Source organism: Streptomyces sp. NPDC059454 (assembly GCF_042749965.1).
Taxonomy (GTDB): domain Bacteria; phylum Actinomycetota; class Actinomycetes; order Streptomycetales; family Streptomycetaceae; genus Streptomyces.
Genome location: NZ_JBHYVC010000004.1, coordinates 55,883 through 76,588, shown reverse-complemented (window position 1 = coordinate 76,588; position 20,706 = coordinate 55,883). Strand labels below are relative to the sequence as shown.

The 20,706-nt window shown below is 70.9% G+C and carries 17 protein-coding genes; 5 read left to right on the top strand and 12 right to left on the bottom strand.

Annotation, left to right across the window (positions count from 1 at the left end):
* Positions 1-58: 58 nt before the first annotated feature.
* The 4 genes from ACFXAE_RS03930 to ACFXAE_RS03915 all read left to right on the top strand — a co-directional run bounded on the left by ACFXAE_RS03930 (position 59) and on the right by ACFXAE_RS03915 (position 4,636).
* The gene (locus ACFXAE_RS03930) at positions 59-445 is read left to right on the top strand and encodes a hypothetical protein (RefSeq protein WP_384707537.1); all 387 of its coding nucleotides are present in this window, start codon (positions 59-61) and stop codon (positions 443-445) included.
* Positions 446-537: 92 nt separating this feature from the next.
* The gene (locus ACFXAE_RS03925; RefSeq protein WP_361751245.1) at positions 538-1,185 is read left to right on the top strand and encodes a CBS domain-containing protein; all 648 of its coding nucleotides are present in this window, start codon (positions 538-540) and stop codon (positions 1,183-1,185) included.
* 223 nt (positions 1,186-1,408) lie between these two features.
* Positions 1,409-4,048, top strand: coding sequence for a bifunctional acetaldehyde-CoA/alcohol dehydrogenase (gene adhE / locus ACFXAE_RS03920; RefSeq protein ID WP_384707534.1), 2,640 nt, complete (start codon positions 1,409-1,411; stop codon positions 4,046-4,048).
* Positions 4,049-4,207: 159 nt separating this feature from the next.
* Positions 4,208-4,636: an STAS domain-containing protein gene (locus ACFXAE_RS03915; RefSeq protein WP_384707531.1), complete on the top strand. Its 429-nt coding sequence runs from the start codon at positions 4,208-4,210 to the stop codon at positions 4,634-4,636.
* 106 nt (positions 4,637-4,742) lie between these two features.
* On the opposite strand, the gene ACFXAE_RS03910 is transcribed toward ACFXAE_RS03915, so the two are convergent.
* From ACFXAE_RS03910 to ACFXAE_RS03860, 11 genes are all read right to left on the bottom strand, one after another.
* Positions 4,743-7,127 (bottom strand): phosphoketolase, encoded by a 2,385-nt coding sequence (locus ACFXAE_RS03910; protein WP_384707529.1) that lies wholly within the window; start codon positions 7,125-7,127, stop codon positions 4,743-4,745.
* A gap of 379 nt (positions 7,128-7,506) precedes the next feature.
* A complete protein-coding gene (locus tag ACFXAE_RS03905) occupies positions 7,507-8,271 on the bottom strand; it encodes a universal stress protein (protein ID WP_384707916.1) in 765 nt (254 codons plus the stop codon).
* Between the two features lie 197 nt (positions 8,272-8,468).
* Positions 8,469-9,449, bottom strand: a complete 981-nt coding sequence (locus ACFXAE_RS03900; protein ID WP_384707526.1) for an Acg family FMN-binding oxidoreductase — start codon at positions 9,447-9,449, stop codon at positions 8,469-8,471.
* 230 nt (positions 9,450-9,679) lie between these two features.
* Positions 9,680-10,924: a cation:proton antiporter gene (locus tag ACFXAE_RS03895; RefSeq protein ID WP_384707523.1), complete on the bottom strand. Its 1,245-nt coding sequence runs from the start codon at positions 10,922-10,924 to the stop codon at positions 9,680-9,682.
* A gap of 3 nt (positions 10,925-10,927) precedes the next feature.
* On the bottom strand, positions 10,928-11,407 hold the full coding sequence (locus ACFXAE_RS03890; RefSeq protein WP_142191370.1) for a cation:proton antiporter regulatory subunit: 480 nt from the start codon (positions 11,405-11,407) through the stop codon (positions 10,928-10,930).
* A gap of 298 nt (positions 11,408-11,705) precedes the next feature.
* A complete protein-coding gene (locus ACFXAE_RS03885; protein ID WP_384707520.1) occupies positions 11,706-12,326 on the bottom strand; it encodes a hypothetical protein in 621 nt (206 codons plus the stop codon).
* A 261-nt stretch (positions 12,327-12,587) separates the two neighbouring features.
* Positions 12,588-13,508 carry a universal stress protein gene (locus ACFXAE_RS03880; RefSeq protein ID WP_384707517.1) on the bottom strand — a complete coding sequence of 307 codons (921 nt, stop codon included), beginning with the start codon at positions 13,506-13,508 and terminating at the stop codon, positions 12,588-12,590.
* Positions 13,509-13,633: 125 nt separating this feature from the next.
* Complete coding sequence (locus ACFXAE_RS03875; protein WP_384707515.1) at positions 13,634-14,557, bottom strand: carbamate kinase; 924 nt, start codon at positions 14,555-14,557, stop codon at positions 13,634-13,636.
* A 3-nt stretch (positions 14,558-14,560) separates the two neighbouring features.
* On the bottom strand, positions 14,561-15,562 hold the full coding sequence (gene argF / locus ACFXAE_RS03870; protein ID WP_384707512.1) for an ornithine carbamoyltransferase: 1,002 nt from the start codon (positions 15,560-15,562) through the stop codon (positions 14,561-14,563).
* Positions 15,563-15,585: 23 nt separating this feature from the next.
* A complete protein-coding gene (locus ACFXAE_RS03865; RefSeq protein WP_381313553.1) occupies positions 15,586-16,800 on the bottom strand; it encodes an arginine deiminase in 1,215 nt (404 codons plus the stop codon).
* A gap of 33 nt (positions 16,801-16,833) precedes the next feature.
* Positions 16,834-18,300 carry an APC family permease gene (locus tag ACFXAE_RS03860; protein ID WP_384707508.1) on the bottom strand — a complete coding sequence of 489 codons (1,467 nt, stop codon included), beginning with the start codon at positions 18,298-18,300 and terminating at the stop codon, positions 16,834-16,836.
* A gap of 344 nt (positions 18,301-18,644) precedes the next feature.
* On the opposite strand from ACFXAE_RS03860, the gene ACFXAE_RS03855 reads away from it, so the two are divergent.
* Complete coding sequence (locus ACFXAE_RS03855; protein ID WP_384707505.1) at positions 18,645-19,532, top strand: universal stress protein; 888 nt, start codon at positions 18,645-18,647, stop codon at positions 19,530-19,532.
* Here ACFXAE_RS03855 and ACFXAE_RS03850 read toward each other — a convergent pair.
* Positions 19,462-20,706 (bottom strand): cation:proton antiporter, encoded by a 1,245-nt coding sequence (locus tag ACFXAE_RS03850; protein WP_384707502.1) that lies wholly within the window; start codon positions 20,704-20,706, stop codon positions 19,462-19,464. The two genes, ACFXAE_RS03855 and ACFXAE_RS03850, sit on opposite strands and share 71 nt — an antisense overlap.

Here is a 20,706-nt window from a genome sequence, read left to right as displayed (position 1 = left end):
GGAGCGACCGGCGCAGCAGGCTTGAGGCGACGCAGAACGATCACAGGGAGTGGAACACATGACCGCCAAGGACATCGGTGCCCGTGAGACCACCACCGCCGCCGTGCTGGTCCGCGCCGACGGCGAGGTGGACGAGGAATCTCTCGCCTACCTCCGCGAGAAGGTCGCCGCCGCTCTGGACCGGCCCAGCCTGCCGCCCGTGAACGGTGAGGTGCGCGTACGGCGGGCATCGGCCCACCACGTCGAACTGCCCTGGTCCGGTCGCACCGACATCCGGGTCGGCAGCGACCTCGTCGTCGTCCACGCACGCGAGGCAAGCGTCCGCGAACTCGCCGACCGGCTCCACGACCGGCTGCGCTCCGCCACCGAACGCGTCGCCCACCGAGGCGACGCCGCCCGCCGGACGGCCGCGCCGCCCCCGTGGCGCGGCGGCCCGCAGAAGTAGGCGCCACACGGCGCCCGCCCGACCCGGCGGGGAGCCGGAGCCGACCCGGGCTCCGGCCCTCCCCCGCCCGCGTTCGTGAAAGGAGATCCGCCGTGACCGCTCACATCGTCGGCGAGGTAATGACCAGGGACGTCGTCCACGCCCGCCGGACGACACCGTTCAAAGAGGTCGTCCGGTTGCTCGACCACCACCGGATCAGCGGACTGCCGGTGGTCGACGCCGACGACAAGGTCCTCGGCGTCCTGTCCGGCAGCGACCTCGTACGCAACCAGGCGCACCGGGACGGCCCCGCTCCGCCGCCCTCCGTGACGGCGGGCGACGTGATGTCGAGCCCTGCCATCACCGTGCACCCCGAGCAGACCGTGCCGGACGCCGCTCGGCTCATGGAACGCCGCGGCGTCGAGCGACTGCCCGTGGTCGACGAGGCCGACCGTCTCATCGGCATCGCCACCCGCCGCGACCTGCTACGGGTCTTCCTGCGCGCGGACGACGACATCCGCCGCCAGGTGACCGAGGAGATCGTCGTGACCTCGCTGAACCTGCCGTCCGAAGCGGTCCGCGTCGCTGTCCGCGACGGCGTGGTCACCCTCGACGGCCGGGTGGAAGCGCGTAGCCAGGTGCCGGAGCTCGTGCACGCCGTCTGGCGGCTCGACGGCGTGGTCGGCGTGGTGAACGGCCTGGGCTTCCGCATCGACGACCGCGAGACACCCACCCCGTCCCACCGGACCGGGAGCCCGTGACCTCGGCGGCCGGCGCCGACGTGCGGCGGCTCGGCCGTGCCGGGGCCGACGGTCCCTGCCGAGCCGGGCCGGACGGACGCGAGAGGGGCCCTTCGGCGCCTGCCACGGCATCGGGATCCGTCGGAGAGTGGAGCCAGGGAGGGGCGCCGGTCCCCCGCGGTGTCCCTCCCGTCCCGAGCCGCCGCATGAGCACGGCGGTCCCTGACAACGGAGGCACACCACCATGACCCGACAGAACGTGCGGACCAAGGACCGCGGGGCCGACGCCCCGTCCGACACCGCGGTCGCCGTGGACCGTCTGGTCACGGCCGGCCTCAAGGCACTCGCCGATTACGAGGGTCTCACCCAGGAGCAGGTCGACCACATCGTGAAGAAGGCGTCGGTCGCCGCCCTGGACCAGCACACCGCGCTGGCTCGACTGGCCGTGGAGGAGACCGGGCGGGGGGTCTTCGAGGACAAGGCGGCCAAGAACATGTTCGCCTGCGAGCACGTCACGCACAGCATGGGCCACACGAAGACCGTCGGGGTCATCGGCCGGGACGACATCGAGGACATGGTGGAGATCGCCGAACCGGTGGGCGTGGTGGCCGCGGTCACCCCCGTCACCAACCCGACCTCGACCACGGTCTTCAAGGCACTGATGGCGCTGAAGACCCGCAACCCGGTCGTGTTCGCCTTCCACCCGTCCGCCCAGCGGTGCAGCTCCGAAGCGGCCCGCGTCGTGCGGGACGCGGCCATTGCCGCCGGAGCGCCGGAGCACTGCGTGCAGTGGATCGAGGCCCCGTCCGTCGAGGCCACCCGCACGCTCATGCATCACCCGGGCGTCTCCCTGATCCTCGCCACCGGCGGCAACGCCATGGTCAAGGCCGCCTACTCGGCCGGCAAACCCGCCCTCGGCGTCGGCGCCGGCAACGTCCCCGCGTACGTGCACAAGAGCGCGAAGCTGCGCCGGGCCGTCAACGACCTGGTGCTGTCCAAGGCGTTCGACAACGGCATGATCTGCGCCTCCGAACAGGCCGTCATCCTGGACACCGACATCTACGACGCGGCGCTCGCCGAGTTCCGCACCCTCCACGCCCACCTGGCCACCTCGGAGGAGAAGGCGAAGCTGGAGACCTTCCTGTTCCCCGCCACCGGCGGATCGGGCGCCGGCTGCGAGCCCAAGGTCAACGCGTCCGCCGTCGGCCAGAGCCCGGCGTGGATCGCCGAACGGGCCGGATTCTCCGTGCCGGAGAACACCTCGGTCATCCTCGTCGAGGCCGAACGCGTCGGCCCGGACGAGCCGCTGACCCGCGAGAAGCTCTGCCCGGTCCTCGCCGTGCTGCGCGCCGAGGACGAACGCCACGGCTTCGACCTGGCCGCCGACATGGTCGCCTTCCACGGCCAGGGCCACAGCGCCGTCATCCACACCGAGGACCCCGCCACGGCTGAGGCGTACGGCAAGCGGATGAAGACCGTGCGGATCATCGTCAACTCCCCTTCCTCACAGGGCGCGATCGGCGGCATCTACAACGGTCTGCTGCCCTCGCTCACCCTGGGCTGCGGCTCCTGGGGCAGCACCTCCGTGTCGAACAACGTCTCCGCCGCCCAACTGCTCAACATCAAGCGGGTCTCCGCCCGCCGCAACAACCTGCAGTGGTTCAAGGTGCCGCCGAAGATCTACTTCGAGCCGCAGGCCATCCGCTACCTGACCTCCATGCCGGACGTCCACCGCGTCACGATCGTCACCGACGCCACCATGACCCGCCTCGGCTTCGTCGACCGGATCAGCCGCGTCCTGCAACGGCGCCGGGAACCGGTCACCCTCCAGATCATCGACAACGTCCAGCCCGAGCCCAGCATCGACTCCGTACAGCACGGTGCCGCCCTCATGCGGGACTTCCGTCCCGACACGATCATCGCGCTCGGCGGTGGCTCGCCCATGGACGCGGCCAAGGTGATGTGGCTGCTGTACGAGCAGCCCGACATCGACTTCGCCGACATGCGGCAGAAGTTCTCCGACATCCGCAAGCGCGCCTTCCGCTTCCCCACCCTGGGCAGGCTGGCCCGCCTGGTGTGCGTGCCCACCACCTCCGGAACCGGCGCCGAGGTCACCCCCTTCGCCGTCATCTCCGACCCCGCCACCGGCAAGAAGTACCCGCTGGCCGACTACGCGCTCACCCCCAGCGTGGCCATCGTCGACCCCCTCCTCACCACCGCCCTGCCCCCGGCGCTCGCTGCCGACAGCGGCTTCGACGCCCTCACCCACGCCATCGAGGCGTACGTGTCCGTCTACGCCAACGACTTCACCGACGGCCTGGCGCTGCACGCCATCCGCCTGATCTTCGGCAACATCGAGGCATCGGTGAACAACCGCGACGGCTCGGCGGAGGCCCGGGAGAAGATGCACAACGCCGGCACCATCGCCGGCATGGCCTTCGGCAACGCCTTCCTCGGCATCGTCCACGCCATGTCCCACACCCTCGGCGCCACCTTCCACATCGCGCACGGCCGCACCAACGCGGTCCTGCTCCCCCACGTCATCCGTTACAACGGCACCGTCCCCACGAAGCTCACCGGCTGGCCCAAGTACGAGAACTACCGCGCCCCCGAACGCTTCCAGGACATCGCCCGCACCCTCGGGCTGCCCGCGGCCACTCCGGCTGAGGGCGTGGAGTCCCTCGCCGCGGCCGTCGAGCGCCTGCGCGACGCCGTCGGCATAGAGCCGACGTTCCAGGCCCTCGGCGTCGACGAGCGCGCCTTCCTCGACGCCTTGCCCCAGCAGGCCCTCAACGCCTACGAGGACCAGTGCGCGCCGGCCAACCCGCGCATGCCGATGCTCGACGACATGCAGGAGCTCATGCGCACCGCCTACCACGGCTGAACACGACCGTGCCGGAGGCCGCCGCGCGGGAGCCTGACAGCTTCCGCGCGGCGGCTTCGCCATGCCCGGCGGGGCTGACGTACCGAGGGGTCGCACGGGCCCCTGCGCATGGGCCATCGAACCCTACTGCCCGGCGAGCACCTGGTCTTGGCTGTCCCTATGACGCACGAGCACGCCCGCACCGGCCCGATCCGCTCCGAGTACACCGTCGGCGACACAACCGTCCTGGAACTGCGCGGAGACCTCGACATCGCCGTGACACCGGTCGTCACGGCCCGGCTGGACGCCCTCACCGCATGCCCACACACCGATCTGGTCGTGGACCTCCGCCCTGTGCCCTTCCTGGACTGCGCCGCGCTGGGAGTGCTGTGCAGGGCACGTGCGCGGATCCGTGGGCGGCATGGCAGGCTGCGTCTCGTCTCCGACAGCGACCGCTTACGCGACATCGTGCGCCGCACCGGGCTGACGGACGCCTTCGAGATCTACAGGTCGCTGACGGACGCCCTGAGTTTCCAGCCCCGCGAGTACCGACGCGTCGTGCCAGTCTTCGCCGACCGCCCAAGTGAGGGCTTCAGCTGGTCTCGCTGACGGGCGGGCAGTTCTCCGCGGGCACCACCCACTCGCCCAGGGAGCGGACGCAGCAGGGCCCGGCCGGCGGATCCGACGTCCGCGGTCCGGGCCCGTCGGGTTCCTGTCAGCCGTCCCACGACCAGTCGGCGACCTCGGGCAGGTCGACACCGTGCTCGCGGATGTACGCGTGGTGGCGCAGCCGGGCGTCCTCCATCTCCTGCCGCACGGCCGCCGCGCGCACCGCGAGACCGGGGACTCGGTCGATGACGTCCATGACCAGTCGGTACCGGTCCAGGTCGTTGCGGACCACCATGTCGAACGGTGTGGTGGTGGTGCCCATTTCCTTGTAGCCGCGCACGTGCAGGTGCTGGTGGCCGGTGCGGCGGTAGGCCAGTCGGTGAATCAGCCAGGGGTAGCCGTGGTAGGCGAAGACGACCGGCTTGTCGGGGGTGAACAGGCCGTCGTACTCGAAGTCGGTCATGCCGTGGGGATGTTCCTCGGCGGGCAGCAGCCGGGCGATGTCGACGACGTTCACGACCCGGACGGCCAGTTCCGGGAGGTGCGTGCGCAGCAGTTGTGCGGCGGCCAGCACCTCCTGGGTGGGGACGTCACCGGCTGCCGCGAGTACCACGTCCGGTTCCCGCTCGCCGCTGTCGGTGCCGGCCCAGTCCCAGATACCGGCGCCGCGCGCGCAGTGCGCCTTGGCCTGTTCCATGGTCAGCCAGTCGAAGCAGGGCTGCTTTCCGGCGACGATCACGTTGACGTAGTCGCGGCTGCGCAGCGCGTGGTCGGCGACGGAGAGCAGGGTGTTGGCGTCCGGCGGCAGGTAGACCCGCACGGCTTCGGGACTCTTGTTGAGGATGTGGTCGACGAAGCCGGGGTCCTGGTGGGAGAAGCCGTTGTGGTCCTGGCGCCACACGTGGGAGGTGAGCAGGTAGTTGAGGGAGGCGACGGGCGCGCGCCAGGGCAGGCGGCGGGTCACGCGCAGCCACTTGATGTGCTGGTTGACCATGGAGTCGACGATGTGGACGAACGCTTCGTAGCAGGAGAACAGCCCGTGCCGGCCGGTGAGAAGGTATCCCTCCAGCCAGCCCTGGCAGGTGTGTTCGGAGAGAATCTCCATCACCCGGCCGTGGCGGTCCAGGTGCTCGTCCACATCAAGGGTGCGGGCCTGCCATGCCTTGCCGCTGGCGCCGTAGACGGCCTGGAGGCGGTTGGAGGCGGTCTCGTCGGGACCGACGACGCGGAAGTCACGTCGGTCGGCGGTCCCGCGCATGACGTCCTCCAGCAGGTCGCCGAGGACGCGAGTGGGTTCGTGCAAGGTCGCGCCCGGCTTGTCCACCGGGACGGCGAACCTCTCCAGAGGCGGCAGCGGGAGTTCGCGCACCAGCAGACCGCCGTTGGCGTGCGGGGTCGATCCCAGCCTGCGTGCGCCGTCGGGGACGCACGTCAGGACGTCCGGGCGAGGTGCTCCGCCCTCGTCGAACAGCTCTTGCGGCTGGTAGGAGAGCAGCCATTCCTCGAGCTGCCGCAGGTGGTCGGGGTTGTCCCGGACGGCTGACAGGGGGACCTGGTGAGCTCGCCAGGTCCCTTCCACGGGAAGGCCGTCGACCTCGGCGGGGCCGGTCCAGCCCTTGGGGGTGCGCAGCACGATCATCGGCCAGCGGGGCCGCTCGGTCGCCCCGTCCTCGCGGGCGGCGCGCTGGATGCCGGCGATACGGTCCGCAGCGCTGTCCATGGCCCGGGCCATCGCGCGGTGGACGGCGGCCGGCTCGTCTCCCGTGACGTGGATGGGCTCGTGGCCGTATCCCTTGAGGAGTTCGTCGAGCTCGGACTCCGGCAGCCGGGCCAGCACCGTCGGGTTGGCGATCTTGTAGCCGTTGAGGTGCAGGATCGGCAGGACGGCGCCGTCCTGCACCGGGTCCAGGAACTTGTTGGAGTGCCAGGAGGCGGCCAGAGGCCCCGTCTCCGCCTCACCGTCACCGATGACACAGGTGACCAGCAGGCCGGGGTTGTCGAAGGCGGCGCCGTAGGCGTGCGAGAGGGCGTAGCCCAGCTCGCCGCCCTCGTGGATGGAGCCGGGCGTCTCCGGGGCCACGTGACTGGGCACGCCTCCGGGGAAGGAGAACTGCCGGAACAGCCGGGCCATCCCGGCGGCGTCGCGGGTGATGTCCGGATAGGTCTCCGTGTACGACCCTTCCAGCCAGGAATTGGCCACCACGGCAGGGCCCCCGTGGCCGGGCCCCCAGATGCAGAGCGCTTCCAGCCCCCGGGAGCGGATGAGCCGGTTGAGGTGCGTGTAGACGAGGTTGAGGCCGGGTGAGGTGCCCCAGTGGCCGAGCAGCCGCGGTTTGACGTGCTCAGCGCGCAGCGGTTCGGTGAGCAGAGGATTGGCCATCAGGTAGATCTGGCCGACGGACAGATAGTTCGCGGCACGCCAATGGGCGTCCAGCCTCCTTAATTCCTCGTCCGAGAGCGGACTGGACACCTGCTGCGAATGGGCGCACATCCTGGGTTCCCTTGCGGATCGATGGTCGGCTCGACGGAGAGCCCTGCGAGGTCTTTCGTCTCACCCTGCCCCGTTCACCGGGTACCCGACAGGGCCGACCGGACCCTTCTGTACACACCGCTTGCGGCCGCCCAGTGTTCGATCGAGTAGAGGCGAAGAACCCCGCGAACGTCCTCTGATCGAGCCGCAGTCCCCGGATAGCGGGGAGGGGCACAGTCTGTCGGGAGGCCCGTCTCGCGATCGCCGCATGGCATCGTCGCCGCCGGGTACCGGTGGCGTTGTGCCGGCCGGATGGTACGGCGTGGTCCTGGGGAGGTCACGCGCCGTACCATCCGCCGCGAGGTGGACGGGCCCTCGTCCACCAGGCCACTGCGACGGGCTAGACGGAAACGTGCGGGATACGCACCCGGCATCCTTCGACCCAACTCCGAGGCGTGCCTGCGCTGCCATGACCGGCCAATACGACCAATTGAGCCGTTGTTCCCCATAGCCGCTTCCTCCATCCCTGTGCGGACAGACAGCACACCGCAACGTCCGGGAAACGCCTTCTGAGTCCGGGAAGCTCCGCGGCAACCGACGCTCCGCGCGCTTGAGCACTCCAAGGGAGCCGACGTCGCAGGACCAGCAAGGACACGCCTCGGGCCGAGGCTTCGGCGAAGGCGCACTCCATGGCCTCTACAGCCTCTCCGGCCGACGCCGACGCGTCGACGGCCACCAGCACGGGAGCGGTCGAGTCGGCCGTGGCGTCGACCACCAGCACCGGGCAGGCACTGTGGCGCATCAGCCTGCGCACGACCTTGTCGCGGCGTGGATCGCCGGCCTCCTGCCGGTGGCGGCCGAGTACGACGAGCGACGCGTCCCGTGCAGCGGCCTCCAGCACTGCCGCGGGATCACCCAAGAGGACCTCGTGAGTGATTTCGACCTTCGGTGCGACCACATGAGCTCTCTGCGATGCCGCCGGTGGCAGACCGTCCCTCTCGCGCGGTTCGGGCCTGTCCGGGTCCCAGGGCGGCACGCCGGCCGGTATTCCGCCGGTAGGCCATGCGATGGCCTGAGTGAACCGCAGGGCCACTCCTCGCCGATCCGCCTCACGCGCCGCGCAGTCCACGACCGCGGGAACCTCACGCGAGCTGTCCAATGCCATCACGACCGGGCCGTCCATGACGATCCCTCCCCTCCCTCGCTTGACGGGACCGGCCGACGGCGCAGCCCCGCTTACTCAACGAAAGGCTGCTGCGGCGCCCCACTCCGGCGTAGGGGCCGAACGGGCCGTCCCCCCGCCGTACGGCCCCGAGGTGCAGTGCCCCCGGTCCGAAGCCGCGCCACCCGCCGGGACCGGTGTCAGCCGAGTACGTCGGCGAGAGCGCGCCGGGGCAGAGCCCGTACGTGTGGTGCGTGTCCGAGGCGCAGGATCACCTGCGGGAACTGCCCGGCGGTGAGAGCCTGCCGGACACGGGTGCGCAGGTGAGGCACTTCGAGAGGTTGTGTGTGGAAGGCCGCCATGACTCCGTGCCCGGCCGCGTGCAGGAGCAGCCGCTGAAGTGCCTGCCCGGACCGCAGCCAGGTGAGCGGATCGTCCTTGCCCGTGGCGAGGAGCACCACCAATCCGGTCCGGGTGGGCCATCGTCGAGGAGGCGTGGGGAACATGTCCGTCAGCCCCGCATAGTCCCGCCCGGCGAGGGCGGTGGAGTCGGGGTGGAGGACGCTGACGTCGGCCGGCACACCGTCGTCTCGTGGCCGGGCGAGCCGCCGGGTCCAGGCGGCCTGTTCGGTGGCGAGCCGTGCGTCGGTGCGATGGGCTTCCTCGCCCACACGGACCAGTTCGGCCAGCAGTCGCCGTTGCGCAACGTCGTCGATGACGTGCAGGTCCGCGCCCTCCCGATGCGTGTGATCGCGCATGTCGTCAACGAGATCTGGGGGCAACGGTTCCGGCAGGAAGGGACCGTGTGCGGTGTGCCGTCGGCCCAGAGCGGTGTACAGACGCTGTTCCTCGTCAGTGGGCCGGGTGTAGGCGCCCCACCCAACAGTGGCGAGGTGCGCCGGGTCCTGCGGATCGGGGAACGTGTGGACGACGGGCCGGAAGCCCAGGTGCAACATGGCCAGCCGCATGTTGAACAAGGCGGCGCCGCAACCGAGCACGAGTTCCCGTCCATGGGGGTCGGCGAGTGGCAGCCCGCGCCCGGTGTCCGCGTGCAGCTCGATCTCCATGTCGCCGTCCGCGACGAAACGCCAGGGCTGGGTGTTCAGGAGCGACGGCGCGGTCATCGCCGCACGGACGAGGAAGGTGGACGCGTGGGAGGTGCGCCCGCTGCGGAAGGACATGAGAGTGCCTGCCTTTCATGAGGGGCGGGACGACGGGACAAGACGATCGGCTGTGAGGACCAACAGCGACCGGACACGGGACGTGGTGGGAAGACGCTTCTCTGCCCACCTCCAGCGTCCCGCCGCGCGGCAGTACCGGGCAGAGGCGATCGGCCCGTGGTACGGGCCCACCGGCCCATGTGCCCCGTATGTCGGGTGACGCCAGTTGCCCTGCCTGCGGCCGGGAACGGTCAGCCGGAGCGGACCCCACTGCGCGCCGGGTCCGGAGTAGGTGCGGCTGTGGAAGGCCGGGGCTTGTCGAGCATGCCCGGCGCCCGGTCGGACGCCCTCATGCGCGAGGGCACGCCACGGGTCGGTGCCAGGCGGGCGAGGACGGGACCGCACACGGCCAGAAGGATCACGTAGCAGGTCACCAGGGCCGCAAGGCGGTCCTGTGCGGTAGCGGCCAGTCCGATGACGACGACCGAGAACTCACCGCGGGCGACGAGCGCGGTCCCGGCTCTCAGTCTGCCCCGGCGGCCCGCTCCTTCACGGCCTGCGGCATACCACCCCGTGGCCACCTTGGTGATCGCGGTGATGAGGGCCAGGACCGCTGCGGCCGGCAGCGCGGGCAGCAGATGCCCTGGGTCGGCCGACATGCCGAGAGCGAGGAAGAACACCGCGGCGAACAGGTCGCGCAGCGGGCCCAGTACGGTCCTGGCCCGCTCGGCGGCGGCGCCGGTCAGCGTGAGCCCGACCAGGAAGGCCCCGACCGCGGCGGAGACGTGGACCATCTCGGCCAGCGCGGCGATGACCAGGGTGAAGCCGAGCAACCTGAGCAGTACCTGCTCGGCATCGGCCGGAGACAGAACTCGGCCGACATGATGTCCCCAGCGGCTCGATGCGCCTACCGCCGCCCCCACCACCGCAGTGGCCGCGAGTACGGCGGACAACGCTTCCCACCAGCTGCCTCCGGCGGTGACGACCGCCAGGAGAGGGAGGTAGGCGGCCATCGCGAAGTCCTCCAGCACCAGCACCGACAACACCGCGGGCGTCTCACGGTTGCCGAGCCGGCGCAGATCGCCGAGAAGCCGGGCGATGATGCCGGAGGACGATACGTAGGTCGCACCGGCCAGGGCCAGGACACCTGCGGCATCGAGACCGAACAGCCATCCGGCCACGGCGCCGGGGATGGCGTTGAGAACGAGGTCCACGACCGCGGAGGACCGGTGTCGGCGCAGACTGGCCGTGAACTCTCGGGCGGTGAAATCCAGGCCGAGGGTCAGCAGCAACAGGATCAGTCCGATCGCGGCGCCGGTGTCGACGAACTCGCGGGCCGCCGGGACCGGCGCGATGCCTCCGTCGCCCAAGGCGAGCCCCGCCAGCAGGTACAGCGGTACGGGCGTCAGGGCGAAGCGTCTGGCGCCCGCGACGATCAGACTCAACGCGGTCAGGATGATGCCCAGTTCCAGCAGCAGGGCGACAGGGGTGTGCACGGCTCAGCCTTGGATGATGCGTTGCACGCCGGTGATGCCCTCACGCGTGCCGATGACGACCAGCACGTCTCCGACGTGCAGGCGCTGGGCAGGTCCGGGTGAGGCGATGACGTCCTCACCTCGGACCACGGCCACGATCGACGCGCCGGTACGGGTTCGGGCCCGGGTTTCGCCCAGTGGCCGTCCGGCGCACGGGCTGCCGGGGCCGACCTCCACTCGTCCGGCATCCAAGCCGGGGACCTCGCGCGTCAAGTCGGCGAAACGCTCGGCGATGCGCGGGGCGCCGAGGATCTCGGCGAGAGCGTCCGCTTCGCCCCCGGTGAGCCGCAGCACCGGATGGGCCTCGTCGGGGTCGTCCCGCGGGTAGACCACCAACTCGAACTCCCCCGAGCGCTGGGCGACGACACCGATCCGGTGGCCCTCGTGGTTCACGAACTCGTAGCGCAGTCCCACTCCGGGCAGCAGCACCTCGTTGACGTCCATACGCGTTACCTTCCTCGCTGTGACTCATCTGTTCTGTCCGCTCATCGGCGACCACCCGCGTCGACCCGCCGTAGCCGTCCAGAGGCTCCGTGGCACGTGCTGAGGGAGACCGGGCGCGCTCACCCGGCCTCCCTTCCAGACGGACCAGAATCCTGCTCTGGTGCGTGCCCAGGGCCCTCGACGCTCTGCTCGCCATCCCGCGCCGGCCCGACGGGGGACGGCCCGCGCGGCACACCGGTAGGCCCGCGGACGTGCTGGTGGGGCGGGTCCTTGGGTGGGCCCGCCCCGCCAGTCGTGTTCAGCGCAGCCACGCGTGGTCGCGGACGATCGGGAGCCTGGCCCACAGCCGGCCCAGACCCAGCGCGTCACCGGCCGACACCACGGCCAGCGCGATCAGCACCACCGCGTAGACCAGGTGGTAGTCGGCGAACGGGTTCGTCGACATGCTCGCCGACCCGTCCGACAGGTGCTTCGCCGGCGGCCACTCCGCCACCCACATCAACGCCATCATCACCGTCCCCGCGAAGGCCGCCAGACGCAGCGCCACCCCCGCGGTCAGGGCCAGACCGATCCCCAGCAGACCCAGCATGAACAGCCAGTCCGCCCACGCCGCCCCGGCCCACGCATGGAACGTCGACTCCATCGGACCGACCGCGACGTGCCCCAGGAAACCCTCGGTGGGCGAACCCCCGTCGATCCAGCCCTTGCCGGACGCGGTGGCGTAACCGAACCCGAACGTCTTGTCCAGGAACGCCCACAGGAAGACGAACCCCATCAGCACCCGCGCCGAAGCGAAGACACAGGCCCGTACGGTGAGCGCGCCGGCCTCCACCGACCCGGGCGCGGAAACCGCGCCGTTACGGCGGAACGACGGCAGATGGAAACCCGAACTACGATGCGTGGACTGGTGCACGGCCATCACAGTGACTCCTTCAGGGAAGATCCGGCTGGCTCCTGACACCACTCACTCTCCCGCCCCCCACCACCGCGCACCCGACGCCGAAGGTCCACACCCCAGGGACTCAACAGCCCTGATCCACAGGGACCTTCGGCCACCACCGGCGATGAAGCAGCCCGCCTGTACGCGGCGGTGTCTCACGCATCGCGTACAGGCGGGCTGAGGATCGGACAGGGGGCGGTCTCCCTCGTTGCGTTCGCTGTCCTGGGCAGTCCTTCTCGGTCAGTCGTGCGAGATCACCGCCACCGGAGCGACGGCATGATGCAGCAGCGCCTGGGTCACCGGCCCGATATGAGCGCCGACCGCCGCCCGACGGTTCTGCCTGCCCACCACCACGAGGGCGGCGTCGTAGGAGGCGTCGACCAGGTGGCGCCCGGCACCACCGATCGTGGCCTGCGCGTGAACCTCCACGGCGGGGTACCTGTCCTGCCACGGTCGCAGGACGTCGGACAGTTCGCTCCGTACCTGCTTGACCATGCCGTCGTTCAGGTCGGGCATGAGCGCGCCGCCGTAGTAGTAGGGCGGCAGCGTCCAGCCGTGAATGATCCGTAGGCGTGCGGCGCGCCGTGAAGCCGCGTCGAACGCGAAGTCGATCACCGCGTCATTGGGCTTGTGCAGGTCCAGGCCCAGGACGACGGCACGGTGGCCGGAGACGGCGGAGACCTCGCGTGCCGAGGTCTCCGGCATCGCCTCCTCTTCGCCGTGCTCGGCAGCACGGACGAGGACGACGGGCCGCTCGCACGAGGCCAGGACGGCATGGGAGACGGAACCGAGCAGGTATCCCGCCGCCTTGCCCAGTCCGCGGGAGCCCAGTACCAGCAGCTCGGCCTCCTCGGCGGCCTTCAGCAGAGCCGGGACGGGCAGACCGGGGATCTCGTCCGTGTCGATCCGCAGCCCGGGGCGGGTCTCGCCGACGCGGGAGCGCGCCTGGGCCAGCAGGTGCTGTGCCGATGCCCACTGGAGGTCGCTCGGCGGCACCGGCACGCCGATTCCGGTCGCAGGTGCGAAGGCAGGGGCTTGCCACTCCCACGCGGTCACGAGCCTCAGAGGCAGGTCCCTGAGCTGTGCCTCGTGCGCGGCCCAGTCTGCGGCAGCCAGGCTCGCCGGCGAGCCGTCCAGTCCGACGGTGATGGTGCGGGTCATGGAAATCCTCCTTCAGGCTGCTTCGAGTCTTGGTCCCGTCAGGCGGTGACAGCAGGGGCCACTGGTCCTTGGCCAGGACCCGACCGTCCCGGAATCCGACTCTCCGGTGCGCCGCCTGCTGCTTGTCATCCGATGGGGAGTTCGGGTCGTACGAGCGTCCCCGATGTTCCGTGGGCGATGGCGTACGCGGCGTCGAGGGCTCCGATCGCGGCCAGGCCACCGGTCCGTTCCACGAACCGGGCAGCGGCCTCGGCCTTGGGCTTCATCGACCCCTCGGGGAAGGCGCTGTCCCGAAGTTGCGCGGGGGTCACGTCGAGCACGGGCTGCTGGCGAGGCGTGCCGAAGTCGGCGTACACGTTCGGGACGTCAGTGAGGATGAGCAGGAGATCGGCCTTGAGTTCCTCGGCCAGGAGAGCGGCGGTGAAGTCCTTGTCGACGACGGCTTCGACTCCGGTCAGCGCCCCGGTGTCGTGATCGGCCGTGACGGGGACGCCTCCGCCGCCGGCGCAGACGACCAGCGTTCCGCTGCTCAGCAGGGCGTGGACGGTGTCCGTCTCCACGATGGCCTCGGGCGCTGGGGACGGGACGACGCGGCGCCATCCCGTGGTGTCCTTGGCAATGTGCCAGCCGCGCTTGCGGGCGAGGACGTGCGCCACCTCCCGCGAGTAGACCTGGCCGACGAACTTGGTGGGCCGCACGAAGGCCGGGTCGCCCGCACGGACCACGGTGTGGGTGACGAGCGCGGCGACCTGCCGTCCGGGGAGGGCACCTCGCAGGGCCCGCGCGAGCAACGACCCGATCATGCCCTGCGTCTGAGCACCCAGGACGTCCAGCGGGTAGGGAGTGGACAGGGCGGGATCAGCGGCGCTTTCGACGGCCAGCAGGCCGATCTGGGGGCCGTTGCCGTGCGTGATGACGAGTTCGTTGTCACGGGCGAGTGCGGCGAGGGCGGTGACGGCCCTGTCGATGTTGGCCTGCTGCACCGCGGCGTCGGGGCGTTCGCCCCGGTGCAGTAGGGCGTTGCCGCCGAGGGCGACGACGATGCGCATGGTTCAGTCCTCCAGGGTGGCGACGAGTACGGCCTTGATGGTGTGCAGCCGGTTCTCGGCCTGGTCGAAGACAAGGGAGGCGGGCGAGGAGAAGACGTCGTCGGTGACTTCGAGGCCGTCCAGTCCGTAGGTGTCGAAGAGTTGCCTGCCCAGACGGGTGCTGCGGTCGTGAAGTGACGGCAGGCAGTGCATGAACCTGGCGTCCGGGTTGCCGGTGGCCGCCATCGTCTTGGCGTCGACGCGGTAGGGCAGCAGCAGTTCGACGCGCTCCCGCCAGGTCTCCGCCGGCTCCCCCATGGAAACCCATACGTCGGTGTGGAGGAAGTCGGCGCGGTGGACGGCTTCCTCCACGTCCTCGGTCAGGGTGATGCGGGCCCCGCTGCGGGCGGCGAGGGAGCGGCAGGCTGCGACGAGGCCGGGTTCGGGCCACAGTGCTCCGGGGGCGGCGATCCGTACGTCCATACCGAGCAGGGCTCCCATGGACAGCAGGGAGTTGCCCATGTTGTTGCGGGCGTCCCCGAGGTAGCAGTAGCTGATCTCCGCCAGTGGTTTCGGGCTGTGCTCGCGCATGGTGAAGACGTCGCACAGGCTCTGGGTCGGATGTGCGGTGTCGGTCAGTCCGTTGTACACGGGCACGCCCGCGTGGGCGGCGAGGTCGGTGACGGTCGACTGGGCGGAACCCCGGTATTCGATGCCGTCGAACATGCGGCCGAGGACGCGGGCGGTGTCGGCGACGGACTCCTTGGTGCCGACATGGGTGTCGCCGGGACCCAGGTAGGTGGTGGCGGCGCCCTGGTCGGCGGCGGCGACCTCGAAGACGCAGCGGGTGCGGGTGGAGGTCTTCTCGAAGACCAGGGCCAGGTGCTTTCCGGTCAGGCGGGGCCGTTCGGTGCCGGCGCGCCTGGCTTTCTTCAGTTCTTCGGTGAGGTCGAGGAGGTGGTGAATCTGTTCGGCGGTGAAGTCGAGTTCGCTCAGGTAGGAGCGGCCTCGCAGGTCGACGGTCATGACGGTTCCTCGCAGTGGTGCGGTCAGGTGACGGGGTCGCGTTCGATCGGGCAGCTCATGCAGCGCGGTCCGCCCCGGCCGCGGCCGAGTTCGGCACCGGCGATGGTGACGATCTCGATGCCCTGCTTGCGCAGGTAGGTGTTGGTGGTGACGTTGCGCTCGTAGCCGACGACCACCCCGGGGGACAGCGCCAGGAAGTTGCTGCCGTCGTCCCACTGTTCACGCTCGGCGTTGCGGAGGTCCTGCGGCGCGGACAGCATGCGCACCTTGTCGAGTTCGAGCGCTTCGGCCAGCGCGGTGGCCAGGTCGGAGTTCGGAGTGACGGCGAAGCCGGCCTCGTGCCGTCCACTGGGCATCAGGGTCCACGAGCGCAGGGAGTCGGCGAGACCCGGGTAGAGGACGAAGGTGTCCCGGTCCACCATGGTCAGCACCGTGTCGAGGTGCATGTAGGCCCGCTCGGAGGGTAGTTGGACCGCGATCAGCCGACTGGCGGTGTGCTCGGCGAAGAGGCGGGCGGCAAGGTTCTCCACGGCCTGCGCGGTGGTCCGCTCCCCCATGCCGACCATCACGGCGCCGTTGCCGACGACATGGACGTCTCCGCCCTCCAGGGTGCCCACCGGTCCGTCGAGGAGCGGTGCCGGAGCGGCCCCGGCGAACATCGGGTGGAACCGGTAGACGGCCTCGGCGTGCAGGCTCTCGCGCCGCCGGGCGGGCTTGGCCATGGGGTTGACCGACAGCCGGTCGTAGATCCAGCAGGAGTTGTCCCTCGGGAAAAGGTGGTTGGGCAGGGGTGCCAGGGCGAATTCCTCGGTGCCCAACGCGTTCCACATCAGACTGTGCGGAGCGGTGAGCGGGAGGTCGTTCTTGAGCAGTCCGCCGATGAGGTACCCGGCGAGGGTCTCACCGTCCAGATCGGAGCAGAAGGCGCGGACCGGGTCGGTCAGGGCAGGACCTACGGTGGCCGGGGTGACGATCCGGTCCAGCAGCCAGTCCCGCGCCCCGGGGACGTCGAGGGTGTGCGCCAGCAGATCGGCGAAGTAGTGCACGCGTGCCCCGTGGTCGCGCAGGACCTGGGCGAAGGCGTCGTGCTCCTCGCGGGCCCGCTTGGCCCACAGGATGTCGTCGAAGAGGAGCGCGTCGACGTTGCGCGGGGTCAGGCGGGACAGCTCCAGGCCCGGACGGTGCAGGATCACCTGGCGGAGGCGGCCGGTCTCGGAGTCGACGTGGAAGGTGTTCACGGGATGTCCTTCGGTGGGATGGGCCGCGGTCGGTCAGTCGTGGTGGCGCAGGGGAGCCCTGCCGCGGCTGCGGGGGATGACGGCCCGCCGTCCGGACGGGCCCTGCGGCGTCTCGGGGGCACGCGCGTCAGGCGCCGCGGACCCGGCCGGCCCGGGCCGCGCGGACACGTCGCCGTCGCGCTTGAGCCAGACGTAGACCGGGAGGCCGAGGAGCAGGACGAAGAGCCCGTAGTAGACGGTCTGGTAGCCGCTGCCCTGGATCGACCAGTAGGAGAAGCCCATGGCGAGCACCGCGACGGTGGCGTCCCGGGCCAGTGCCCGCCGGTCCAGGCGTGCGCGGCCGTGCACCAGAAGCCAGTACAGCTGGGCGGCGGCGGAGAACAGGTAGGGGATCACCGCGGTCAGCACGCTCAGCAGCACGATCCTGGTGAAGACATCGTCGAAGCGGGTGTAGCTGAAGACGGTGATCAGTGAGGCCAGCACGGTCGAGGCCACGATGCCGAACACCGGGACGTCCTTGTCGCCGCGCAGCCTCGCGAAGGCTGCGGGGAAGAGTCCGTCGCGGGCTGCCGCGTAGGGCATCTCCGCGCACAGCATGGTCCAGCCGTTCAGGGCACCGATGCCGGAGACGATGGCGGCCACGGCGACGGCGTCACCGGCCCAGGTGCCACCCATGATGTTGTTCGCGGCGTCGGTGAACGGCGCGGAGGACGTCAGGAGTTCACCGTGGGAGACGGTGCCGAACACGGCGAGGGTGCCGAGGAGGTAGATGACGGCGCAGGCGAGCGTGCCGTACACGGTGGCGCGCGGCACGTTGCGGGCGGGCTCGCGGACCCGGCTCGCGACCACGGAGGCGGCCTCCAGGCCGAGGTAGCTGAACAGGGCGATGGCTCCGGCGGCGGAGATCGCGCCTAGCGCGGAGCCGCCACTGGCGTTGAAGGCGCCGAAGTTGTCCGGATCGACGAACAGCAGCCCGAGGGTCGCCATGAAGAGCAGCGGCACGAACTTCAGGACGGTGGTGACCACCTGGAAGGCGCCGGTGTTGCGGACTCCGGTGAGGTTGACGGCGGCGGGTATCCACAGCCCTGTGAGCGCGATGAGTACGGAGATCCAGGTCCGGTGGCCGGTGTTGACGAACACCTCGACGTAGCCGACCCAGGCCACCGCGATCGCCGCGTTTCCTGCCCAGGCGGTGATCCAGTACGACCAGGCGTTGAGAAATCCGGCGAACTCCCCGAACGTCTCCCGGGCGTAGACATACGGTCCGCCACTGGCCGGTGTCCGCTTGGACAGCGCCCCGAACGTGCCGGCCAGCGCCAGCGCGCCCAGGGTGACGACGACGAACGCGACGAGCGAGATGGGTCCGTAGGGTGCCAGGGCCGACGGGAGCGCGAAGATGCCTGTGCCGATGATGCTGCCGATCACCAGGGCGGAGGTGGCGGGCAGACCGAGCGCCGCCGAGGGCCCTGCTCTGCCGCTGCTCCGTTTGGTCGAGGACATGGCTGTGCTCCTTGGGCTGGGCGCGGGAGCGCCGCGGAACGCCGGTAACGGGATCGTTCGTCACTGATCTTTCTGGTTGGGGCCGATCAGGGTGAACGGCCGCACGTCCCGTGTTGGGCCCGTTGGTCCCGGCCGCATGTGTCCGTTCGGCCCGGCGTCGTCGGGCGGAACCGTCGTCCGCGTGGCGGCAGCGGCCGTACGGGACACCGCCGGTGGTCGCACATCTTCCGGGCCTGTGGGATGAGCCGGACGGCCCCCGGACGTGGCCTCCCCGGCCCATGCCGGCGGACGGTGTCCCGGGGGAGGCTGGCCGTGGAAACAGAAGGCCCGGACGAGGAGGCACGGTGAGCGGTGTGGTGGTCGTCGGCGTGGACGGATCGGCGTCGAGTCTGACGGCGGTGGAGACGGCGACACGGGAGGCCCGACTGCGCGGGGCGGCGCTGCGCGTGGTGCACGCGTGGATGTGGCCCGCGATGCACGTGCCGCTGGGACCGTCGCCGATGGGCCCGCCGGAGGGCGGTCTGCGCGGCATGGTCGACCGTCTGGTGGCCGAGGCGGTGGAACGGGCGCGTGCGACGGCGCCGGACGTCGACGTCAGTCACGTCGTGGTGACCGGTGAACCGCTGACCGTGCTGGAGGCCCAGTCCCGTGCCGCCGAGCTGGTCGTGGTCGGCTCCCGCGGGATGGGCGGGTTCGTCGGCCTGCTGGTGGGCTCGACGGCGGTCCACCTGGCGGCGCACGGCCGGTGCCCGGTGCTGGTGGTGCGCGAGCAGCCGCAGGACGCCGGTCCGGTGGTGGTGGCCGTCGACGGCTCCACCGCGGGCGACAGGGCGGTGGAGTTCGCCTTCGCCGAGGCCGCGCTGCGCAAGGCGCCCCTTGTGGCGCTGCACGCCTACACGAACTGGAACGCCCCGCTGCCCTCACCGCAGGACCCGTCGGCGCCGGACGCGAACCCTCCGGGTGCGCTGGCCCGGGCCGAGGAGCGGCTGCTGGCCGAAACGCTCGCCGGTCATCGGAAGCGCTGTCCCGACGTGGTGGTGGAGCACAGGACGGTGCACGGCGGCCCGCGCGAGACGCTGATCGAGGCGAGCCGCTCCGCTCAGCTGATGGTGGTCGGCGCCCGGGGCCGGGGCGGCTTCGCGGGTCTGCTGCTGGGGTCGGTCAGCCAGAGCCTCCTGCACCACGCGCACTGTCCGGTGACGGTGGTGCGGGGAGCGGACGGTTCTCACTGAGCACGCCTCGCCCACCGCCCGGCCGCGTCTTTCGGGGCGGTGCCGGGCGGGCGGGCGCGAGACGCGTGAGGAGGGGGCCGAACACGGCCAGGAGCATCACGTAGGTGGTGACGACGGCTCTGAGCCGGTCCTGCGTCGGGGCGGCGAGCCCGAGGATGACGACCGAGAACTCTCCGCGCGCGATGAGCGCCGTCCCGGCCCGCAGCCGGCCGCGTCGGCCCGCCCCCTCGCGGCGGGCGGCATACCATCCGGTGGCCACCTTGGTCGCGGCCGTGACCACGGCCAGAGCCAGTGCGGCAGGCAGCTCCGGCAGGAGGTCCCCGGGGGCCACGGACATACCGAGTGCCAGGAAGAACACCGCCGCGAACAGATCGCGCAACGGGCCGAGGACGGTCCGGGCCCGGTCGGCGGCGGCGCCCGTCAGCGCGAGGCCGACCAGGAAGGCCCCGACGGCGGCCGAGACATGGACGACCTCCGCCAGCGCGGCGACGATCAGCGTGACCCCGAGCAGCCTGAGCAGCACCTGCTCGGCGTCCGCGTGGGACACGACGCGGCCGACGTGGTGGCCCCAGCGGCCGGATGCGACGATCGCCGCGACCACGACGGCCGTGGCGGCCAGGACCGCCGTGAGCGCCTGCGCCCAGGTACCACCGGCGGTGACGACGACCAGCAGCGGCAGGTAGGCGGCCATGGCGAAGTCCTCCAGCACCAGTACCGACAACACCGCCGGAGTCTCTCGGTTTCCGAGTCTGCGCAGGTCACCGAGGAGGCGGGCGACGATGCCCGAGGAGGAGACGTAGGTGGCGCCCGCCAGCGCCAGGACGCCCGCCGCGTCCAGTCCGAGCAGCAGGCCCGCCCCGGCACCGGGCGCGGCGTTGAGGACGAGGTCGACGACGGCGGAGGACCGGTGCCGACCGAGGCTGGCGGTGAACTCCCGCACCGTGAAGTCCAGACCGAGCGTCAGCAGCAGGAGGATCACACCGATCGCCGCGCCGGTGTCCACGAACTCGCGGGCGGCCGGCACCGGGGCGAGTCCGCCATCGCCCAGGGCGAGACCCGCCACCAGGTACAGCGGTACGGGTGACAGGGCGAAGCGCCGGGCGACCGCGCCGAGCAGGCTGAGCGCGGTCAGGATAATCCCCAGCTCCAGCAGCAGGGCGACGGGAATGTACAC